14 protein-coding genes are annotated in these 14,100 nt (G+C 63.1%); 12 read left to right on the plus strand and 2 right to left on the minus strand.

The window, feature by feature from the left end:
• Window positions 1–88 precede the first annotated feature (88 nt).
• Window positions 89–361, plus strand: a complete 273-nt coding sequence (locus tag SB753_RS29955; RefSeq protein ID WP_020071103.1) for a succinate dehydrogenase assembly factor 2 — start codon at window positions 89–91, stop codon at window positions 359–361.
• Window positions 362–433: 72 nt separating this feature from the next.
• On the plus strand, window positions 434–1,735 hold the full coding sequence (gene gltA, locus SB753_RS29960; RefSeq protein ID WP_027805112.1) for a citrate synthase: 1,302 nt from the start codon (window positions 434–436) through the stop codon (window positions 1,733–1,735).
• Between the two features lie 154 nt (window positions 1,736–1,889).
• On the opposite strand, the gene SB753_RS29965 is transcribed toward gltA, so the two are convergent.
• The gene (locus tag SB753_RS29965; RefSeq protein WP_410803470.1) at window positions 1,890–2,981 is read right to left on the minus strand and encodes a helix-turn-helix domain-containing protein; all 1,092 of its coding nucleotides are present in this window, start codon (window positions 2,979–2,981) and stop codon (window positions 1,890–1,892) included.
• 145 nt (window positions 2,982–3,126) lie between these two features.
• On the opposite strand from SB753_RS29965, the gene SB753_RS29970 reads away from it, so the two are divergent.
• Complete coding sequence (locus SB753_RS29970) at window positions 3,127–4,377, plus strand: DUF1479 domain-containing protein (RefSeq protein ID WP_410803472.1); 1,251 nt, start codon at window positions 3,127–3,129, stop codon at window positions 4,375–4,377.
• Between the two features lie 145 nt (window positions 4,378–4,522).
• Here the strand turns inward: SB753_RS29970 and SB753_RS29975 are convergent, their stop codons facing one another.
• On the minus strand, window positions 4,523–4,774 hold the full coding sequence (locus SB753_RS29975) for a GlsB/YeaQ/YmgE family stress response membrane protein (protein WP_020071099.1): 252 nt from the start codon (window positions 4,772–4,774) through the stop codon (window positions 4,523–4,525).
• Window positions 4,775–5,046: 272 nt separating this feature from the next.
• Here SB753_RS29975 and SB753_RS29980 point away from each other — a divergent pair, with 272 nt between their 5' ends.
• The 9 genes from SB753_RS29980 (at window position 5,047) to SB753_RS30020 (ending at window position 14,065) form a co-directional block, all read left to right on the plus strand.
• Window positions 5,047–6,423 (plus strand): amidase family protein, encoded by a 1,377-nt coding sequence (locus SB753_RS29980; RefSeq protein ID WP_410803474.1) that lies wholly within the window; start codon window positions 5,047–5,049, stop codon window positions 6,421–6,423.
• Between the two features lie 22 nt (window positions 6,424–6,445).
• Entirely contained in the window at window positions 6,446–7,327 is an 882-nt protein-coding gene (locus SB753_RS29985) for a polysaccharide deacetylase family protein (protein ID WP_020071097.1), read from the plus strand.
• A 68-nt stretch (window positions 7,328–7,395) separates the two neighbouring features.
• A complete protein-coding gene (locus SB753_RS29990; protein WP_204523746.1) occupies window positions 7,396–8,733 on the plus strand; it encodes an MFS transporter in 1,338 nt (445 codons plus the stop codon).
• An 18-nt stretch (window positions 8,734–8,751) separates the two neighbouring features.
• Window positions 8,752–9,507 carry an SDR family NAD(P)-dependent oxidoreductase gene (locus SB753_RS29995; protein ID WP_020071095.1) on the plus strand — a complete coding sequence of 252 codons (756 nt, stop codon included), beginning with the start codon at window positions 8,752–8,754 and terminating at the stop codon, window positions 9,505–9,507.
• 58 nt (window positions 9,508–9,565) lie between these two features.
• On the plus strand, window positions 9,566–10,324 hold the full coding sequence (locus tag SB753_RS30000; protein ID WP_410803476.1) for an SDR family NAD(P)-dependent oxidoreductase: 759 nt from the start codon (window positions 9,566–9,568) through the stop codon (window positions 10,322–10,324).
• A gap of 16 nt (window positions 10,325–10,340) precedes the next feature.
• Window positions 10,341–10,640 (plus strand): hypothetical protein, encoded by a 300-nt coding sequence (locus SB753_RS30005; RefSeq protein ID WP_020071093.1) that lies wholly within the window; start codon window positions 10,341–10,343, stop codon window positions 10,638–10,640.
• On the plus strand, window positions 10,637–11,710 hold the full coding sequence (locus SB753_RS30010) for a CobW family GTP-binding protein (RefSeq protein WP_410803479.1): 1,074 nt from the start codon (window positions 10,637–10,639) through the stop codon (window positions 11,708–11,710). The genes SB753_RS30005 and SB753_RS30010 overlap by 4 nt, the downstream gene beginning before the upstream one ends.
• A 32-nt stretch (window positions 11,711–11,742) precedes the next feature.
• The gene (locus SB753_RS30015; protein WP_310071863.1) at window positions 11,743–12,942 is read left to right on the plus strand and encodes a PotD/PotF family extracellular solute-binding protein; all 1,200 of its coding nucleotides are present in this window, start codon (window positions 11,743–11,745) and stop codon (window positions 12,940–12,942) included.
• Between the two features lie 94 nt (window positions 12,943–13,036).
• Window positions 13,037–14,065, plus strand: a complete 1,029-nt coding sequence (locus SB753_RS30020; RefSeq protein ID WP_392395422.1) for a GntR family transcriptional regulator — start codon at window positions 13,037–13,039, stop codon at window positions 14,063–14,065.
• The last annotated feature ends 35 nt before the right edge of the window (window positions 14,066–14,100 follow it).

Genomic DNA, 14,100 nt, shown 5'->3' on the forward strand with positions numbered 1-14,100 from the left:
TGTCTAGGATGAATAACCTCACGCTCACAATCGTTCGCTGCCTCAACGGGCGGTTAGTACGCTTGTGAGCGGCCCGGTACGTACCGACATGAACGAACCATCGCATCAGTCCGACCCTCTCCGCCGTGCGCGCCTTCGCTGGCGCGCACGACGAGGCCTGCTGGAAAACGATCTGATTTTTGAACGTTTTTTCAGCCGATATGAGCATGACCTCAGCGATGCAGATGTGGGCGCACTTACGCGCTTGCTCGAGCTGAGCGATAACGACCTGATGGACTTGCTTCTCGCGCGCAAGGAACCTGAAGGCGAGCTTGCCGACCCGGATGTGATCCGGGTCCTGGAGCTGCTGCGCAACGCTTGAGCGCCGCGAGTGCGTTGTTCCAGGCGTGCAATTATCGAAACCCTGTTTACATACTTCGATTGAGGATGTGCTATGACCCCGTCAGATGTTAAAGCCACGCTATCGTTCAGCGACAACTCGCCGAGCGTTGAAATGCCGATTTACAAGGGCACTCTCGGCCCGGACGTGATCGACATCCGCAAGCTGTACGGCCAGACTGGCAAGTTCACGTACGACCCTGGCTTCATGTCCACGGCGGCGTGCAATTCGGCGATCACCTACATCGACGGCGATAAGGGCGAACTGCTGTACCGCGGCTACCCGATCGACAACCTCGCGGAAAACGCCGACTTTCTGGAAACGTGCTACCTGCTGCTGAAGGGCGAACTGCCCAACGTGCAACAGAAAGACGAGTTCGTGAAGACCGTCACGAACCACACGATGGTGCATGAGCAAATGCACTTCTTCTTCCGCGGTTTCCGTCGCGACGCGCACCCGATGGCGATTCTGGTCGCCGCAGTCGGCGCACTGTCGGCGTTCTATCACGACTCGCTGGACATCAACAATCCGCGTCACCGTGAAGTTTCGGCGATCCGCATGATCGCGAAGCTGCCGACGCTGGTCGCCATGGCGTACAAGTACAGCATCGGTCAGCCGTTTGCTTACCCGCGCAACAACCTGTCGTACAGCGCGAACTTCATGCACATGATGTTCTCGAACCCGTGCGAGGACTACAAGGTCAACGACGTGCTGGTGCGCGCTCTTGACCGTATCCTGATCCTGCACGCGGATCACGAGCAGAATGCATCGACGTCGACCGTGCGTCTCGCCGGTTCGTCGGGCGCGAATCCGTTCGCGTGTATCGCAGCCGGTATCGCATGTCTGTGGGGCCCGGCGCACGGCGGCGCGAACGAAGCCGCGCTGAACATGCTGGAAGAAATCGGCTCCGTCGACAACATTCCTGAGTTCATCAAGCAGGTGAAGGACAAGAACTCGGGCGTGAAGCTGATGGGCTTCGGCCACCGCGTGTACAAGAACTACGATCCGCGCGCGAAACTCATGCGCGAAACCTGCCACGAAGTGCTGAACGAGTTGGGCCTGCACGACGACCCGCTGTTCAAGCTGGCCATGGCACTGGAAAAGATCGCGTTGGAAGACGAATACTTCGTGTCGCGCAAGCTGTACCCGAACGTCGACTTCTACTCGGGCATCGTGCAGCGCGCGCTGGGGATTCCGACGTCGATGTTCACGTGTATCTTCGCGATGGCTCGCACGGTCGGCTGGATTGCGCAGTGGAACGAAATGATCGCGGATCCTGAACAGAAGATTGGCCGTCCGCGTCAGCTGTTTATCGGCGACACGCAACGTGAAGCGAAGCCGATTTCGCAACGCTAATCGGGTTTGAATTTGCCTGTCCATAGCAAGAGGTTTGCTATGGACAAAGGCGAATCCTAAGGCTTTACGAGAAAACGCCCCAACGGGTTACACCGTTGGGGCGTTTTCATTTTCGGGCGTATGTCTGCCGCAATCCGTTCGTCGTGTGCGCGGTTCAAGCCGATGGCGTATTTCGTTGCCGCCGACCCGATCTTTCGAGCGACGGCGGGCGCGCTTGCAGATTGTGCGGCGCCGTGCCCGCATCTTTCGGTGGGTGGCCGTGGGTTTCGAAGAAGCGTCGATACGCGCTGGGCGTCATGCCGCGCGCGGACAGAAACTGTCGATTGAAGTTGGCCAGGTTTGGAAAGCCGGCTTTCGTGGCAATTAGCGCGATGGGCCACGCGGTGTCCGTCAGTTGCCGCGTTGCGTAGCCGATCCGCAAGCGGCTCAGATAACGCCCCACGCTTTCGCCGAGATGCCGCACGAAGTAGCGGTGCAAGGAGCGCTCCGACAGGTTGGCCACCTCGCACAGCTCCGCAATGCGCAGCGGCTCGTGAAAACGCCTGTCGAGCAGATCGAGCACGCGGTTCAGACGTTCTGCCTCGGACGCGCTGCCGCCCGGCGTCGCGAGCGCTGGGCCCGCGAGTGACCGCTTTCCGGCCTCGGCTGAATTGGCTGAGTTGTTGGATCGGTCCCGTCTGCCGGACCGGATAGCGTTGTCGCCCTGTACGCCGTGTCGTCTCGTTCCGTCTCTATGCGCAGCCGGCGACGCCAACGGCTCGGATGCCGCGTCCGCGAGTTGCGCCAGCACATCCAGCGCGGCGCCAAGCCGCACGCGCGGCGACTGATCGAGCAACGCTTCCATTCGCTCGCGCATCAGCGTCGCGGCCTCGGTGGAGAATCTCAGCCCCGGCGCGGCACGCCGGAGCAGCGTGCGCAGCGACGCGAACTCGGGGCAGCAGTCCGCCATTCGGCGCGCCCAGTCGCCGCTGAACCACACGACGATCGCCACCTGAGGCGCGCTGGCATCGATCGGTTCAGTCGACGCCCACGTATGCGGCATGTCAGGCGGCACGAGCACGAGATCGTCGCCACTGTAATCGGCGATGTGATCGCCAATGAAGCGGCGGCCGCGACTGTTCATCGTCAGCGTGAGTTCGTACTCGGGATGATGGTGCCACTCGAACGGTATTTGCGCGAGCTGCCGGTGGTAGACGCGGACCGAGCAGCCGTCGGGAATGGTGACGCGTTCGTATTGAGGTTTCACGCTGGTCTGCCTGGCCGCGCGGGGGGAGACGCGGCAATGTCTGAATTGTATCGGTATCTGGCCATTAAGCATGTTTCGCGACGGCCAAACGTCCTTACTCTTCAAATGAGACAACACCACACAGACCGCTTGAAGGAGACGAACCATGCCACTTATCATCGACAATCTTCCGGAGGCGGTTCGCGCGACCAAGCGCGCGCTGCGAGCCGCGCTGCCGAACTACAAGCAGGTGTTCGGCGAAGTGGAGGGCGCGATCCGTCGACAGGTCGACGCCATTCAGCGAGACCGCGCGCAGGGGCGCGATGCGATTCCCGTGTTCGACTATTCGTCAGTCGTTTCCGGCGACGTCGATCCAGCCACGATCCTCGGCATCAAAGCTCGCGGCGCATGCGTTGTGCGCGGCGTTTTCGACCGGCAGCAGGCGAGCGACTGGAACGACGAAATCACCGAATACGTCGAGCGCAACGACCTCGACGCCAAACTCGCACATCGCGCGGAAGACAGGTATTTCGGCACCCTGTCGTCGAGCAAGCCGCAGATTTACGGCATTTACTGGTCGAAGCCGCAAACGGCCGCCCGTCAGTCGGAACAACTGACGAACACACGAGTGTTCCTGAATCGCCTATGGACGTCGGAAAGCGAAGGCAGGCGGCATTTCGATCCCGAGCGGGTGCCTGTCTACGCGGACCGCATTCGTCGTCGGCCGCCCGGTTCCGAGTCGCTGGGTCTGTCGCCGCACGTGGATGGCGGCTCGGTCGAGCGTTGGCTCGATCCGAATTTTCAGAAGGTGTATCGGCATGTGCTGGCGGGCAATTGGCGCGACTACGATCCGTTCGACGCGGCGTATCGGCCGGACGTTCAGGAAATCCCATCGCCGGCCGTGTGCTCGATGTTTCGCACCTTTCAGGGCTGGACCGCGCTGACGCCGCAGGGTCCCGGCGACGGCACGCTGCAATTGATTCCGATCGCCAACGTCATGGCCTACGTGATGCTGCGCGCGCTGCAGGACGACGTTCCCGACGACGAACTCTGCGGCGCTCAACCGGCTCGCGCGCTGTCGATCAAGCCGGAGTGGCACCGCTTGCTGCTCGAAGCGGTGACGCCGATCCCCCACATGCAACCGGGCGACGCCGTGTTCTGGCACAGCGACGTCATCCATTCGGTCGAAGACGCACACCGCGGCAACGGCTACAGCAACGTGATGTACATTGCGTCCGCGCCGTGGTGCGCAAAAAACGAAGATTATCTGAAGCGTCAGTTGCCGAGCTTCTTGCGCGGCGAAAGTCCCCCCGATTTTCCGGCCGACCACTTCGAGACGGACTTTATCGGACGGGCGCAAGAAAGCGATTTGACGCCGCTTGGGCGCGCGCAACTCGGTTTCGATCTATCGCGCTGAGCCGTCGAATGAGAGGCGGTCAGCGAACCGCCTCGCTAGATCCAGTCTCGCGCGCCGGTTGAACTAGCTAGCCTGCCGGGCCCGCTCTTATCCGGAGCGGGCCCTTTTCGCTATCGCCAATGTTAGGCGCGTCACGCGCGAGAGTTCAGGCCCGCCGGCGCACCATGCCATAAATGACCAGCAGAATGATCGCGCCGATCACCGACGCAATCCAGCCCGCCGCCTGACCCGGTTGATACCAGCCGAGCGCACGCCCGATATAGCCCGCAATCAGCGAGCCGGCAATACCGAGAATGATGGTCATGATGAGCCCCATCCTGTCGTCTCCGGGCTTGACCGCCCGTGCAATCAACCCGACCACGAGCCCTACGATCACCGTACCGATGAAGGAAAGCATGCTGACCTCCCAAGAGTGTGAGTACTACCGTTTTCATTAACTACGGGCTGCTTCGCTGCCGCGATGCATTTCCGAGCATACAGGCGAGCCGGCTGTCCATGTGTGCCGGTCCGCGCGTCGGATGCTTCAGCAACAACCGCGCCGCGGTTCCGGATGCGCGGATCCCCGTGAAAAGACAGCAACCAAGGGTAATCCCTGTGTTGCTGTTTTTTTTTGACCTCGTCACCGTAAACGTATGTTGTCAACGAAGTACATTCTGAACGAGAACTGAATTGAATGTTCCATCGTGGGACCGGCGCAGCGCCGTCGGCCTTGCCCATACCTATGGCGAAGGCTCGGCCGACGTCGAAGGCGCCGTGCGTGAGGCGATTGACCGGGCACGCGCCTGCAACGCTGCCTTCATCGACGTCACTGAGACTCGCGCGCTCGAGGAGTCACGCGCTGCGGCCGCGCGTTGGCGCGAAAAGCGCCCGGCCAGCGCGCTCGACGGCGTGCCGATTGCCTGGAAAGATCTGTTCGATGTCGCGGGCACCGTCAGCACGGCGGGCTCGGCACTGTTCCGCGGCCGGCCGCCTGCCACCGCGGATGCACCGTTGGTCGCCGCAGGCGCGCGTGCAGGCTTCGTGTGCATCGGCAAGACGAACCTCAGCGAGTTCGCGTATTCCGGGCTCGGGCTTAATCCGCACTTCGGTACGCCGTTCAATTCCGCTTTCGATGCGACAGTCGAAGGCGGCGGGCATCGCGTTCCTGGCGGCTCGTCGTCGGGCGCGGCGATTGCCGTCGCTGCGGGCGTCGTGCCGATCGCGGTCGGTACGGATACGGCCGGCTCGATACGCATACCTGCCGCGCTGAACGGCGTGGTCGGCTATCGCGCCAGCAGCGCGCGCTATCCGCAGCAAGGCATGATCGGACTGTCGAAATCGGCCGATACCTGCGGACCGCTTGCACGCAGCGTCGCCGATTGCGCGGCGTTCGACGCCGTTGTGCGCGGACGCGAGCTGCCTCGCGCGCTCGCCGATTTGCGTGGACAACCCTTCGTCGTACCGCTGGGCTGGGAATCGCGCTTCGCGGTGACGAACGACGTCGGCGACAACTTCATGCGCTTCGTGGCGCGTCTGTCGAAGGCCGGCGCGCGTATCCAGCAAGTGCGTGTGCGCGCCTTCGATGCAGCATGCGACCTCATCGCGACGCGTGGCTGGTTCGGCTCCCTCGAAGCGTTCGAGGCCTATCGCAGTGTGCTCGACTCCGACGATGCCAAGCGCATCGACCATCGAGTGCGTACGCGGCTCGAACTGAGCCGCGACGTGCCGGCGTCGCGGCTTGCCGAGCTGCTCGCGGAGCGCGGCCGCCTGCTCGGCCAGTTCGGCGCCAAAATCGACGGCGCCACATTGCTCTTGCCGACCGTCCCCCATGTCGCGCCGGAATGCGCGCCGCTCGAAGCGGACCCGCAGCGCTTTGCAGCCGTCAATGCCGCAACGCTGTCGATGACCATGCCCGGCAGCTTTCTCGACACCCCCGCCTTCGCGATGCCAACCGGCGCTGACCCGGCGGGACTGCCTACCAGCGTGCAACTGATGCGCGCGCAGAACGACGACGATGCGCTCATCGCGCTCGCGCTGGCCGTCGAACAGACGGTCGCCCTCGATTGATTTGCTCAAAGGAGAACTGAAGATGGCTAAGGAAATTCTGATCGCATTCGGCATCGACGTGGATGCGGTTGCGGGCTGGCTCGGCTCATACGGTGGCGAAGATTCGCCGGACGACATCTCGCGCGGTCTCTTCGCCGGTGAAGTCGGTTCGATGCGCCTGCTCAAGCTTTTCGAGCGCGAGAAGATCAAGACGACCTGGTTCATTCCCGGGCACTCGATCGAAACCTTCCCCGAGCAGATGAAGGCGGTGGCCGATGCCGGACACGAGATCGGCATTCACGGCTACAGCCATGAAAACCCGATCGCGATGACGCCCGAGCAGGAGGAAGCGGTGCTCGATCGCAGCATCGATCTGGTGACCAGGCTGAGCGGCAAGCGGCCGACTGGCTACGTCGCGCCGTGGTGGGAATTCAGCAACGTGACCAACGAGCTGCTCGTGAAAAAGGGCATCAAGTACGACCACAGCCTGATGCACAACGACTACCACCCGTACTACGTGCGCGTGGGCGACTCATGGACGAAGATCGACTACAGCAAGCATCCCGATACATGGATGAAGCCGCTGCAGCGCGGTCGTGAAACGGATCTCGTCGAGATCCCGGCGAACTGGTACCTCGACGACCTGCCGCCAATGATGTTCATCAAGAAGGCGCCGAACAGCCACGGCTTTGTCAATCCGCGCGACATCGAACAGATGTGGCGTGACCAGTTCGACTGGGTGTATCGCGAACACGACTACGCCGTGTTCCCCATCACGATTCATCCAGACGTCTCCGGTCGCGCGCAGGTGCTGCTCATGCTCGAACGCCTGATTGCGCATTTCCGCAAGCACGAGGGCGTGCGCTTTTGCACCTGTGACGAAATCGCCGACGACTTCCTGCGGCGTCAGCCTCGTCAATCCTGATCACAACACCAAGTCGACCAACGCGAGTCCCGACCATGTCCACTCCCGAGCTCCGAAGGAGCGCCACGATGAAAGAAAACCCTTTGTATGCTTCCGGTTTCAAGCTGGAGCAGATCCTGCCGTCCGACGTGAAGCGGGCGACCGTAGTAGCGTTCTTCGCGTGGGTGTTCGCCGTTTATGACTTCATTCTGTTCGGCACGCTGCTGCCGGAAATCGGCAAACACTACGGCTGGGATGCCGCGGCGCAGGCGGAAATCGCTACGCTGGTCGCCGTCGGCACGGCGGTGATCGCGTTCGCGATCGGGCCGTTACTCGACAGGCTCGGCCGTAAAGCCGGCCTGCTGTGGACGGTCGCGGGCGCGGCGCTGTGCTCGGGGCTCACGGTGGTCGGCGGGGCGATGGGACAGGTGCCGCTCGTGTTGATCCGCTCATTGTCGGGCCTCGGTTACGCCGAAGAGACCGTCAATGCCACGTATCTGAACGAGCTTTACTCGGCTGCCAACGACCCGAAGCTCAACCGCAACAAGGGTTTTATCTACAGCCTCGTGCAAGGCGGATGGCCGATCGGCGCGCTGATCGCGTCGGGACTCACCGCGCTTTTGTTGCCGCGCATTGGCTGGCAGGGTTGCTTCGTATTCGCGACGTTTCCCGCCATCGTCATCTTCTTCATGACGCGTCGTCTTAAAGAAAGTCCCCAGTTTCTGCTGCACAAGCGCATCAAACAGCTGCGTGAAACAGGACAGGACGGCGAAGCTCGCACGCTCGCGAGCGCCCATGCGGTCGATTACGAAGAGCATAGCCGCGCCGGTCTCGCTGAAGCGTTTCGCGGCAATGCGCTACGCGCGACGCTCGTTCTCGGCGGCGGCATTCTGCTCAACTGGTCCGCTATTCAGGTGTTCAGCGTTCTCGGCACGACGGTGCTGACGCGCGTGCATAACGTTTCGTTCGAGAATTCCCTGCTGATTCTCGTGTTGTCGAATGTGATCGGCTATTGCGGCTATCTGAGCCACGGGTTCATTGGCGACAAGATCGGCCGGCGCAATACGCTCGCCATCGGCTGGATGCTCGGCGGTCTTTCATTTGCCGGCATGCTGTTCGGTCCGAGCAGCGCGGGCGTCGTGGTGGCGCTCTATAGCCTGGGCCTGTTCTTCCTGATCGGACCGTACTCGGCGGCGTTGTTCTTCATTGGCGAGAGCTATCCCACGGCGATCCGCGGCACCGGCAGTTCGATCGTCCACGCGATGGGTCCGATCGGCGCCATTCTCGCCGGCGTGGGCGTGACCTGGATGCTCAATCATGGCGGCGACTGGCTGCACGCGGCGCTGTGGTTCGGCGCGGTGCCGTGCTTCCTGTCCGGCGTCCTCATTCTTTTCGCGCGGCACGTCAACCCTGCCGAAACCAGGTAATCCGACCGGAGAATCTCTGTGAAAGTGGCTTTAGTAACGGGCGCCGCGAGCGGTATCGGGCAGGCGCTCGCCGTAGCGTATGCACAAGCCGGCGTCGCCGTGGTCGGCGGGTATTTTTCTGGCGATCCGCACGACCCGCAGTTGACCGTACAAGCCGTCGAGCAGGCTGGCGGTCAATGTCTAATGCAGGCCGTCGATGTCACCTCGGCGGACCAGGTCGAGGCCTTCGCGGCCGCGGCAGTGGAACGCTTTGGCCGCATCGATTACGCGGTCGCCAACGCGGGTCTGCTGCGCGCATCGCCGCTGACGGACATGAGCGACGAGCAGTGGCATCAGATGCTCGATGTCGATCTGTCCGGCGTCATGCGCACGTTTCGCGCCGCAGCGCGCCACATGCAGGACGGTGGCGCAATGGTCGCGGTGTCGTCGATCGCCGGCGGGGTGTATGGATGGGAGAACCACACGCATTACTCGGCGGCGAAAGCGGGCGTGCCCGGATTGTGCCGCGCCGTCGCGATGGAACTCGCGCCGCGCAACATCCGCTGTAACGCCGTGATTCCCGGTCTCATCGAAACGCCGCAATCGCTCGACGCGGTCAATTCGCTCGGCCCGGACGGTCTGCGCGAGGCGGCCAAGGGTATTCCGCTTGGACGTGTCGGCAGACCGCAAGAGATCGCGTCGCTGATCCGCTATCTGACAAGCGACGACGCTTCATACATCACCGGGCAGTCGATCATCGCGGACGGCGGTCTCACCGTGCGGTGGCCCGGCTAGGCCTTCGATCAGGACACACACAGGACACAGACAGGACACAGACAGGACGCTCATCAACATGGCATCAATGTTCTCACTCGACGGCCGCCGCGCGGTCGTCACGGGTGCGGCGAGCGGCATCGGCGCCGCCATTGCGCTCGCTTATGCGCAGGCCGGCGCGCGCCTCGTGCTCGCCGACCTGAACGAGGCCCGGCTCGCCGCTCATGCCGACGCCTGCCGCGCAAGCGGCGTGGAGGTTCAAACCATCGTCGCCGATGTGGGGGACGAGACGGGCGCGCACGGCATCGTCGATCGCTGCATCGCGGCTTATGGCGGCATCGACATCCTCGTCAACAACGCGGGCATGCTGACGCAGGCGCGCTGTACCGATCTCACCACCCAGATGTGGGACGACATGCTGCGCGTCGATCTGCGCAGTGTCTTCCTTTGCTCCCGGCGCGCGCTGCCGTCAATGACCGCGCAACGCTGGGGCCGCATCATCAACGTGGCCTCGCAACTCGGCATTAAGGGCGGCGCCGAACTCACGCACTATGCTGCGGCGAAAGCCGGCGTGATCGGCTTTACGAAGTCTCTCGCGCTCGAAGCCGCTCCCGACAACGTGCTCGTGAACGCTATCGCGCCGGGTCCGATCGAGACGCCCCTCGTGGATGGAATCAGCGCATCATGGAAGGAAGCGAAGTCAAAGGAATTGCCGTTGCGACGTTTCGGCCGTGCAGACGAGGTCGCACCGACCGCCGTGCTGCTCGCCTCCGACCCGGGCGGCAACCTGTTCGTCGGACAGACGCTCGGCCCTAATTCCGGCGACGTCATGCCTTAAACGGTGGAGAGTGCAAATGTGCGGCATGTGCGGATTGCTCGGCGGCGGGCGTCACTGGTCCAACACCGTGGCAGCAGGCGAAAGCGTGAGCGCGCGGCGGCAGCGGTATGTGCAGGTCGCGCATGCGAACCGGGTGCTCGAAAGCTTTCGGCTCAAGCTCGCGGATTTCCACGGGCAATCGTTCGTGCTGTCTTCGCCGACGGGCGCGCAGATCATCGTCGAAGATTTCATGCAGATATGGAAAGCCGCCGAGACCATGCTCGGCCGTCCGCTTGACCCGCTCACCATGTTTGCTGAAGACGAGGCGCAACCATGAGCCTCGCCTATGACGTGATTCCGGTGACTATCGTTACGGGCTTTCTCGGCAGTGGAAAGTCCACCTTGCTCGCCGACGTTCTCAAGGGCGATGCCGCGCGTGACACAGCCGTGCTCGTCAACGAGTTCGGCGAGGTCGGGCTCGATCACCTGTTGATCGGCGAGGTAGATGCGCAGACCGTACTGCTCGATAACGGTTGTGTCTGTTGCGCGATACGCGGCGAACTGAAGGAAGCGCTCGCCACGCTGTTCTCGCGGCGCGCTCGCGGCGAGGTGCCGCCGTTCTCTCGCGTCGTGCTGGAGACAACGGGTCTCGCGACGCCCGCGCCGATCGTTGCGACGCTGCTCGCCGACCGCGTGGTATCGAGCCATTATTCGATCGGCGCGATCGTTACGGTGGTCGATGCCGTCAACGCCGATCAGCAACGTGCGCGGCATCCGGAATGGCTTGCGCAGGTGACGGCTGCAGATCGCATTGTCGTCAGCAAGGCCGATCTTGCCGGCGATGCCGCGCTCGCTGTACTCGAACAAACGCTCTCACAACTGAACCCGGCCGCGAGCATCACACGCCGCACGTGCGCGGACGATGCGTCGGTCGTACTGGACCCGGCGGCGAACGAGCACGACTTCGGGGACTTCGTTCGGCGCACGAGCATGGTGGCACGGGAGTCCCGTCAGGCAGACAATCCCCTCGCGGGACTCAACGCGACGCCCGCGCACCGTCAAGGACTTGCGGCGCTGGAAGCGTTTTGCATCGAGTTCGACGAACCTTTGGACTGGCCCGTCTTCACGCTGTGGCTGACGCTGCTGCTTAACCGCCACGGTGATAACATTTTGCGGGTCAAAGGCATTCTCGCGCTTGCCGGCGCGGACCAACCGGTGGTGCTGCATGCTGTGCATCATCTCGTGCATCCTGTTCTGCATCTGGATGCATGGCCTGGCGCCGGCAAGGAAGAAGCGCCTCGTTCGCGCCTTGTCATCATTGCGCAAGGTCTCACGCGAGACGCGGTTGCCGCATCCTACCGGCGTCTGTGCCGGCATCTTCAAACAGCCGAAGCCCTAATAGATTGAAATCCGACCGTCCGAGCTTGCCCGCCCCTGCCGTGCACCCCTCCAGGGTCGAACTGCGCGTGCTCGGCACGACCGTTACGCTTCAGGAGCACATCCGCAAACGAGCCGAGCAGGATCTGGGCATCCGGCTGCGCTTCATCGTTCAGGATGGCGGCGCCGTGCAGCGGGACGGCGCGATGCATCCCGACCGCTATGAACTCTACGACCAGTGGTTCCACAGTCTCGATTGCCTGTGGCCTACTCATGCGCTGCAACCCATAGAGCTTGCGCGCATTCGCCGCTGGGACGAAGTCAACGTGCTGCCGCGCACGGGGCGCATTGGCCGCGCGCCCGCACGGCATGCGGCGGGCAAGCTCAGTGGTGCGGGCTGCACACCTGCCGACCGGCTCTACGTCCAGCCGGACGGCTCGCTCGCGCGCAAGCCGAGCGAGCGCATCAGCATGCTGCCGCTCACGCACAATGCGGACAGCTTCGTCTATCTGGAAGATGCGATGCCTGCTTCGCTCACCGGAGGCGAAGAGAGTTGGGCCTGGCTGCTCGCGCCCGAACTCGCTGGCCGCGTCGCACTGCAGGCGGATGCAGCAATCGGCGCCATCGATGCGGCGCTCGCCGTCGAAGCCAGCGGGCTCATGCGCTTCGACGACATCGGCAATCTGAGTATCGAGGAAATCGACGGGCTGATCGCGATTCTGATCGACTTCAAGCGGCGTGGGCATTTCGCAGGGTTCTGGTCGAGCTTCGCCGAGGCCGCGCAACTGATGATCGCTAACAAGGTGGCGATTCAGAGCATCTGGTCGCCCGCCACCGTCGAACTGGAACGCGCGGGTCTCAAGTTCAGGCTCGCGCGGCCGCGTGAAGGGTATCGGGCGTGGTTCGGGGGCATCGGCATATCGCGGCTCGCGCATGGTCGCGTGCTCGACGCCGCTTACGAGTATCTGAACTGGTGGCTTGAAGGCTGGGCCGGCGCGACAGTCGCCCGGCAAGGCTTCTACATTTCGAATCCCGAGCGCTCGCGGGCACATATGGAAGCCAACGAATGGGCATACTGGTACGATGGTGCGCGCGCGTCGGCCGATCTGCCCGGTCCCATCAGCAAACATCTCGTGCCCGCGGGTCAGATGCGGGACGGGGGCAGCTACGTCGCGCGTATGAGCCGGGTCGCCGTATGGGATTCGGTGATGGATGAGCACAATTACCTGGTGCGCCGCTGGACCGAGTTCATGCGGTCCTGACGGCGAAGTTCGTTTGACGATGACAAGACGCGCAGGCGCTTCCCGATCTTCCCGCTCACATCCAGCCGCGCATCGGCCGGCGGCGCCGCTGACTGTGGACCCGGTCCATCCGACCGATTCCGCGGAGGTATCGCCCGAAGCCGATAACCGGTTGCGCTACCGCGTGATTCACGACCGGCTCAAGTCGGCCATTGCGCTCGGCAATATCGCGCCGGGACTCGTGCTGCTGGAAGGACCGGTCGCGCGCATCTTCGGCACGAGCCGCGTGCCGGTAAGAAAGGCCTTCGAGATGCTGCACGCCGGCGGCCTGCTGCTCACCTTCGAAGGACGGGGCTACCTCGTGGCGAATGCGGACGGCAGCGCACCCGAGCCGCTGCGCGCGCCGATCTCCGAAGACACGCTGGGCTTCGACCGTCCCTCTGAACCGCTAGATATCCCTTCGAACAGCGAGCGCATTTACGACTCGCTAGAGGCCGCCATCTCGCTTGGCATCGTGTTCGGGCATTTTCGTATCGACGAAAGCAATGCGGCCGAAGTCTTCGGTGTGAGTCGCGGAACCGTGCGTGAAGCGCTTAACCGGCTGCGTGACCGCGGGCTGGTCGAGAAGTCCGCGTACTCGCATTGGCTGTGCGGTCCGCTCACCGCCCGCGCCGTGCGGCAGGATTACGAGTTGCGCACGTTGCTTGAGCCGGCGGCACTGCTGGCGAGCGCGCCGTCACTGTCGCGTGAGCAGCTCGAAGCAGCACTGCGCGACGTCGAGCGCGCGATAGAAGACCCGGACTCAGTCGATGCAAGCACGCTGTACCACTTGGAAGTCACGCTGCACGATACGTTCCTGAGCGGTGCGCCGAACCGCAAGCTGCTCGCGACGATCAGCCAGGCGCATATGCCGCTAATCGTGAACCACGCTTTCTACGATGCGTTCCGGCTGCATCCGGAGATGAGCACGCTCACGGAGCACCGGACCGTGATCGAACTCCTGCTGCGCGGGGAGTTCGCCGCGGCGTCAACGGCGCTCGCCGTGCACCTTCGGCATGGCGAAACGCGTACACGTCAGCGATTAAAGGTGCTCGCCGTGCTGCCCGATCCGGATCTGCCTAGTTACATGCAGCGGATTGCATAAGCCGCGAACGTGGGCGATTTCTGCCCGCATTTTTG

Source organism: Paraburkholderia sp. SIMBA_053, from assembly GCF_046534895.1.
Classification (GTDB): domain Bacteria; phylum Pseudomonadota; class Gammaproteobacteria; order Burkholderiales; family Burkholderiaceae; genus Paraburkholderia; species Paraburkholderia caledonica.

What these genes read in the sequence shown, in the direction of transcription:
- SB753_RS29955 (WP_020071103.1), top strand. Translation starts at nt 89, where the DNA reads ATGAACGAACCATCGCATCAGTCCGACCCTCTCCGCCGTGCGCGCCTT.
- gltA (WP_027805112.1), top strand. Translation starts at nt 434, where the DNA reads ATGACCCCGTCAGATGTTAAAGCCACGCTATCGTTCAGCGACAACTCG.
- SB753_RS29970 (WP_410803472.1), top strand. Translation starts at nt 3,127, where the DNA reads ATGCCACTTATCATCGACAATCTTCCGGAGGCGGTTCGCGCGACCAAG.
- SB753_RS29975 (WP_020071099.1), bottom strand. Translation starts at nt 4,774, where the DNA reads ATGCTTTCCTTCATCGGTACGGTGATCGTAGGGCTCGTGGTCGGGTTG.
- SB753_RS29985 (WP_020071097.1), top strand. Translation starts at nt 6,446, where the DNA reads ATGGCTAAGGAAATTCTGATCGCATTCGGCATCGACGTGGATGCGGTT.
- SB753_RS29990 (WP_204523746.1), top strand. Translation starts at nt 7,396, where the DNA reads ATGAAAGAAAACCCTTTGTATGCTTCCGGTTTCAAGCTGGAGCAGATC.
- SB753_RS30000 (WP_410803476.1), top strand. Translation starts at nt 9,566, where the DNA reads ATGGCATCAATGTTCTCACTCGACGGCCGCCGCGCGGTCGTCACGGGT.
- SB753_RS30005 (WP_020071093.1), top strand. Translation starts at nt 10,341, where the DNA reads ATGTGCGGCATGTGCGGATTGCTCGGCGGCGGGCGTCACTGGTCCAAC.
- SB753_RS30010 (WP_410803479.1), top strand. Translation starts at nt 10,637, where the DNA reads ATGAGCCTCGCCTATGACGTGATTCCGGTGACTATCGTTACGGGCTTT.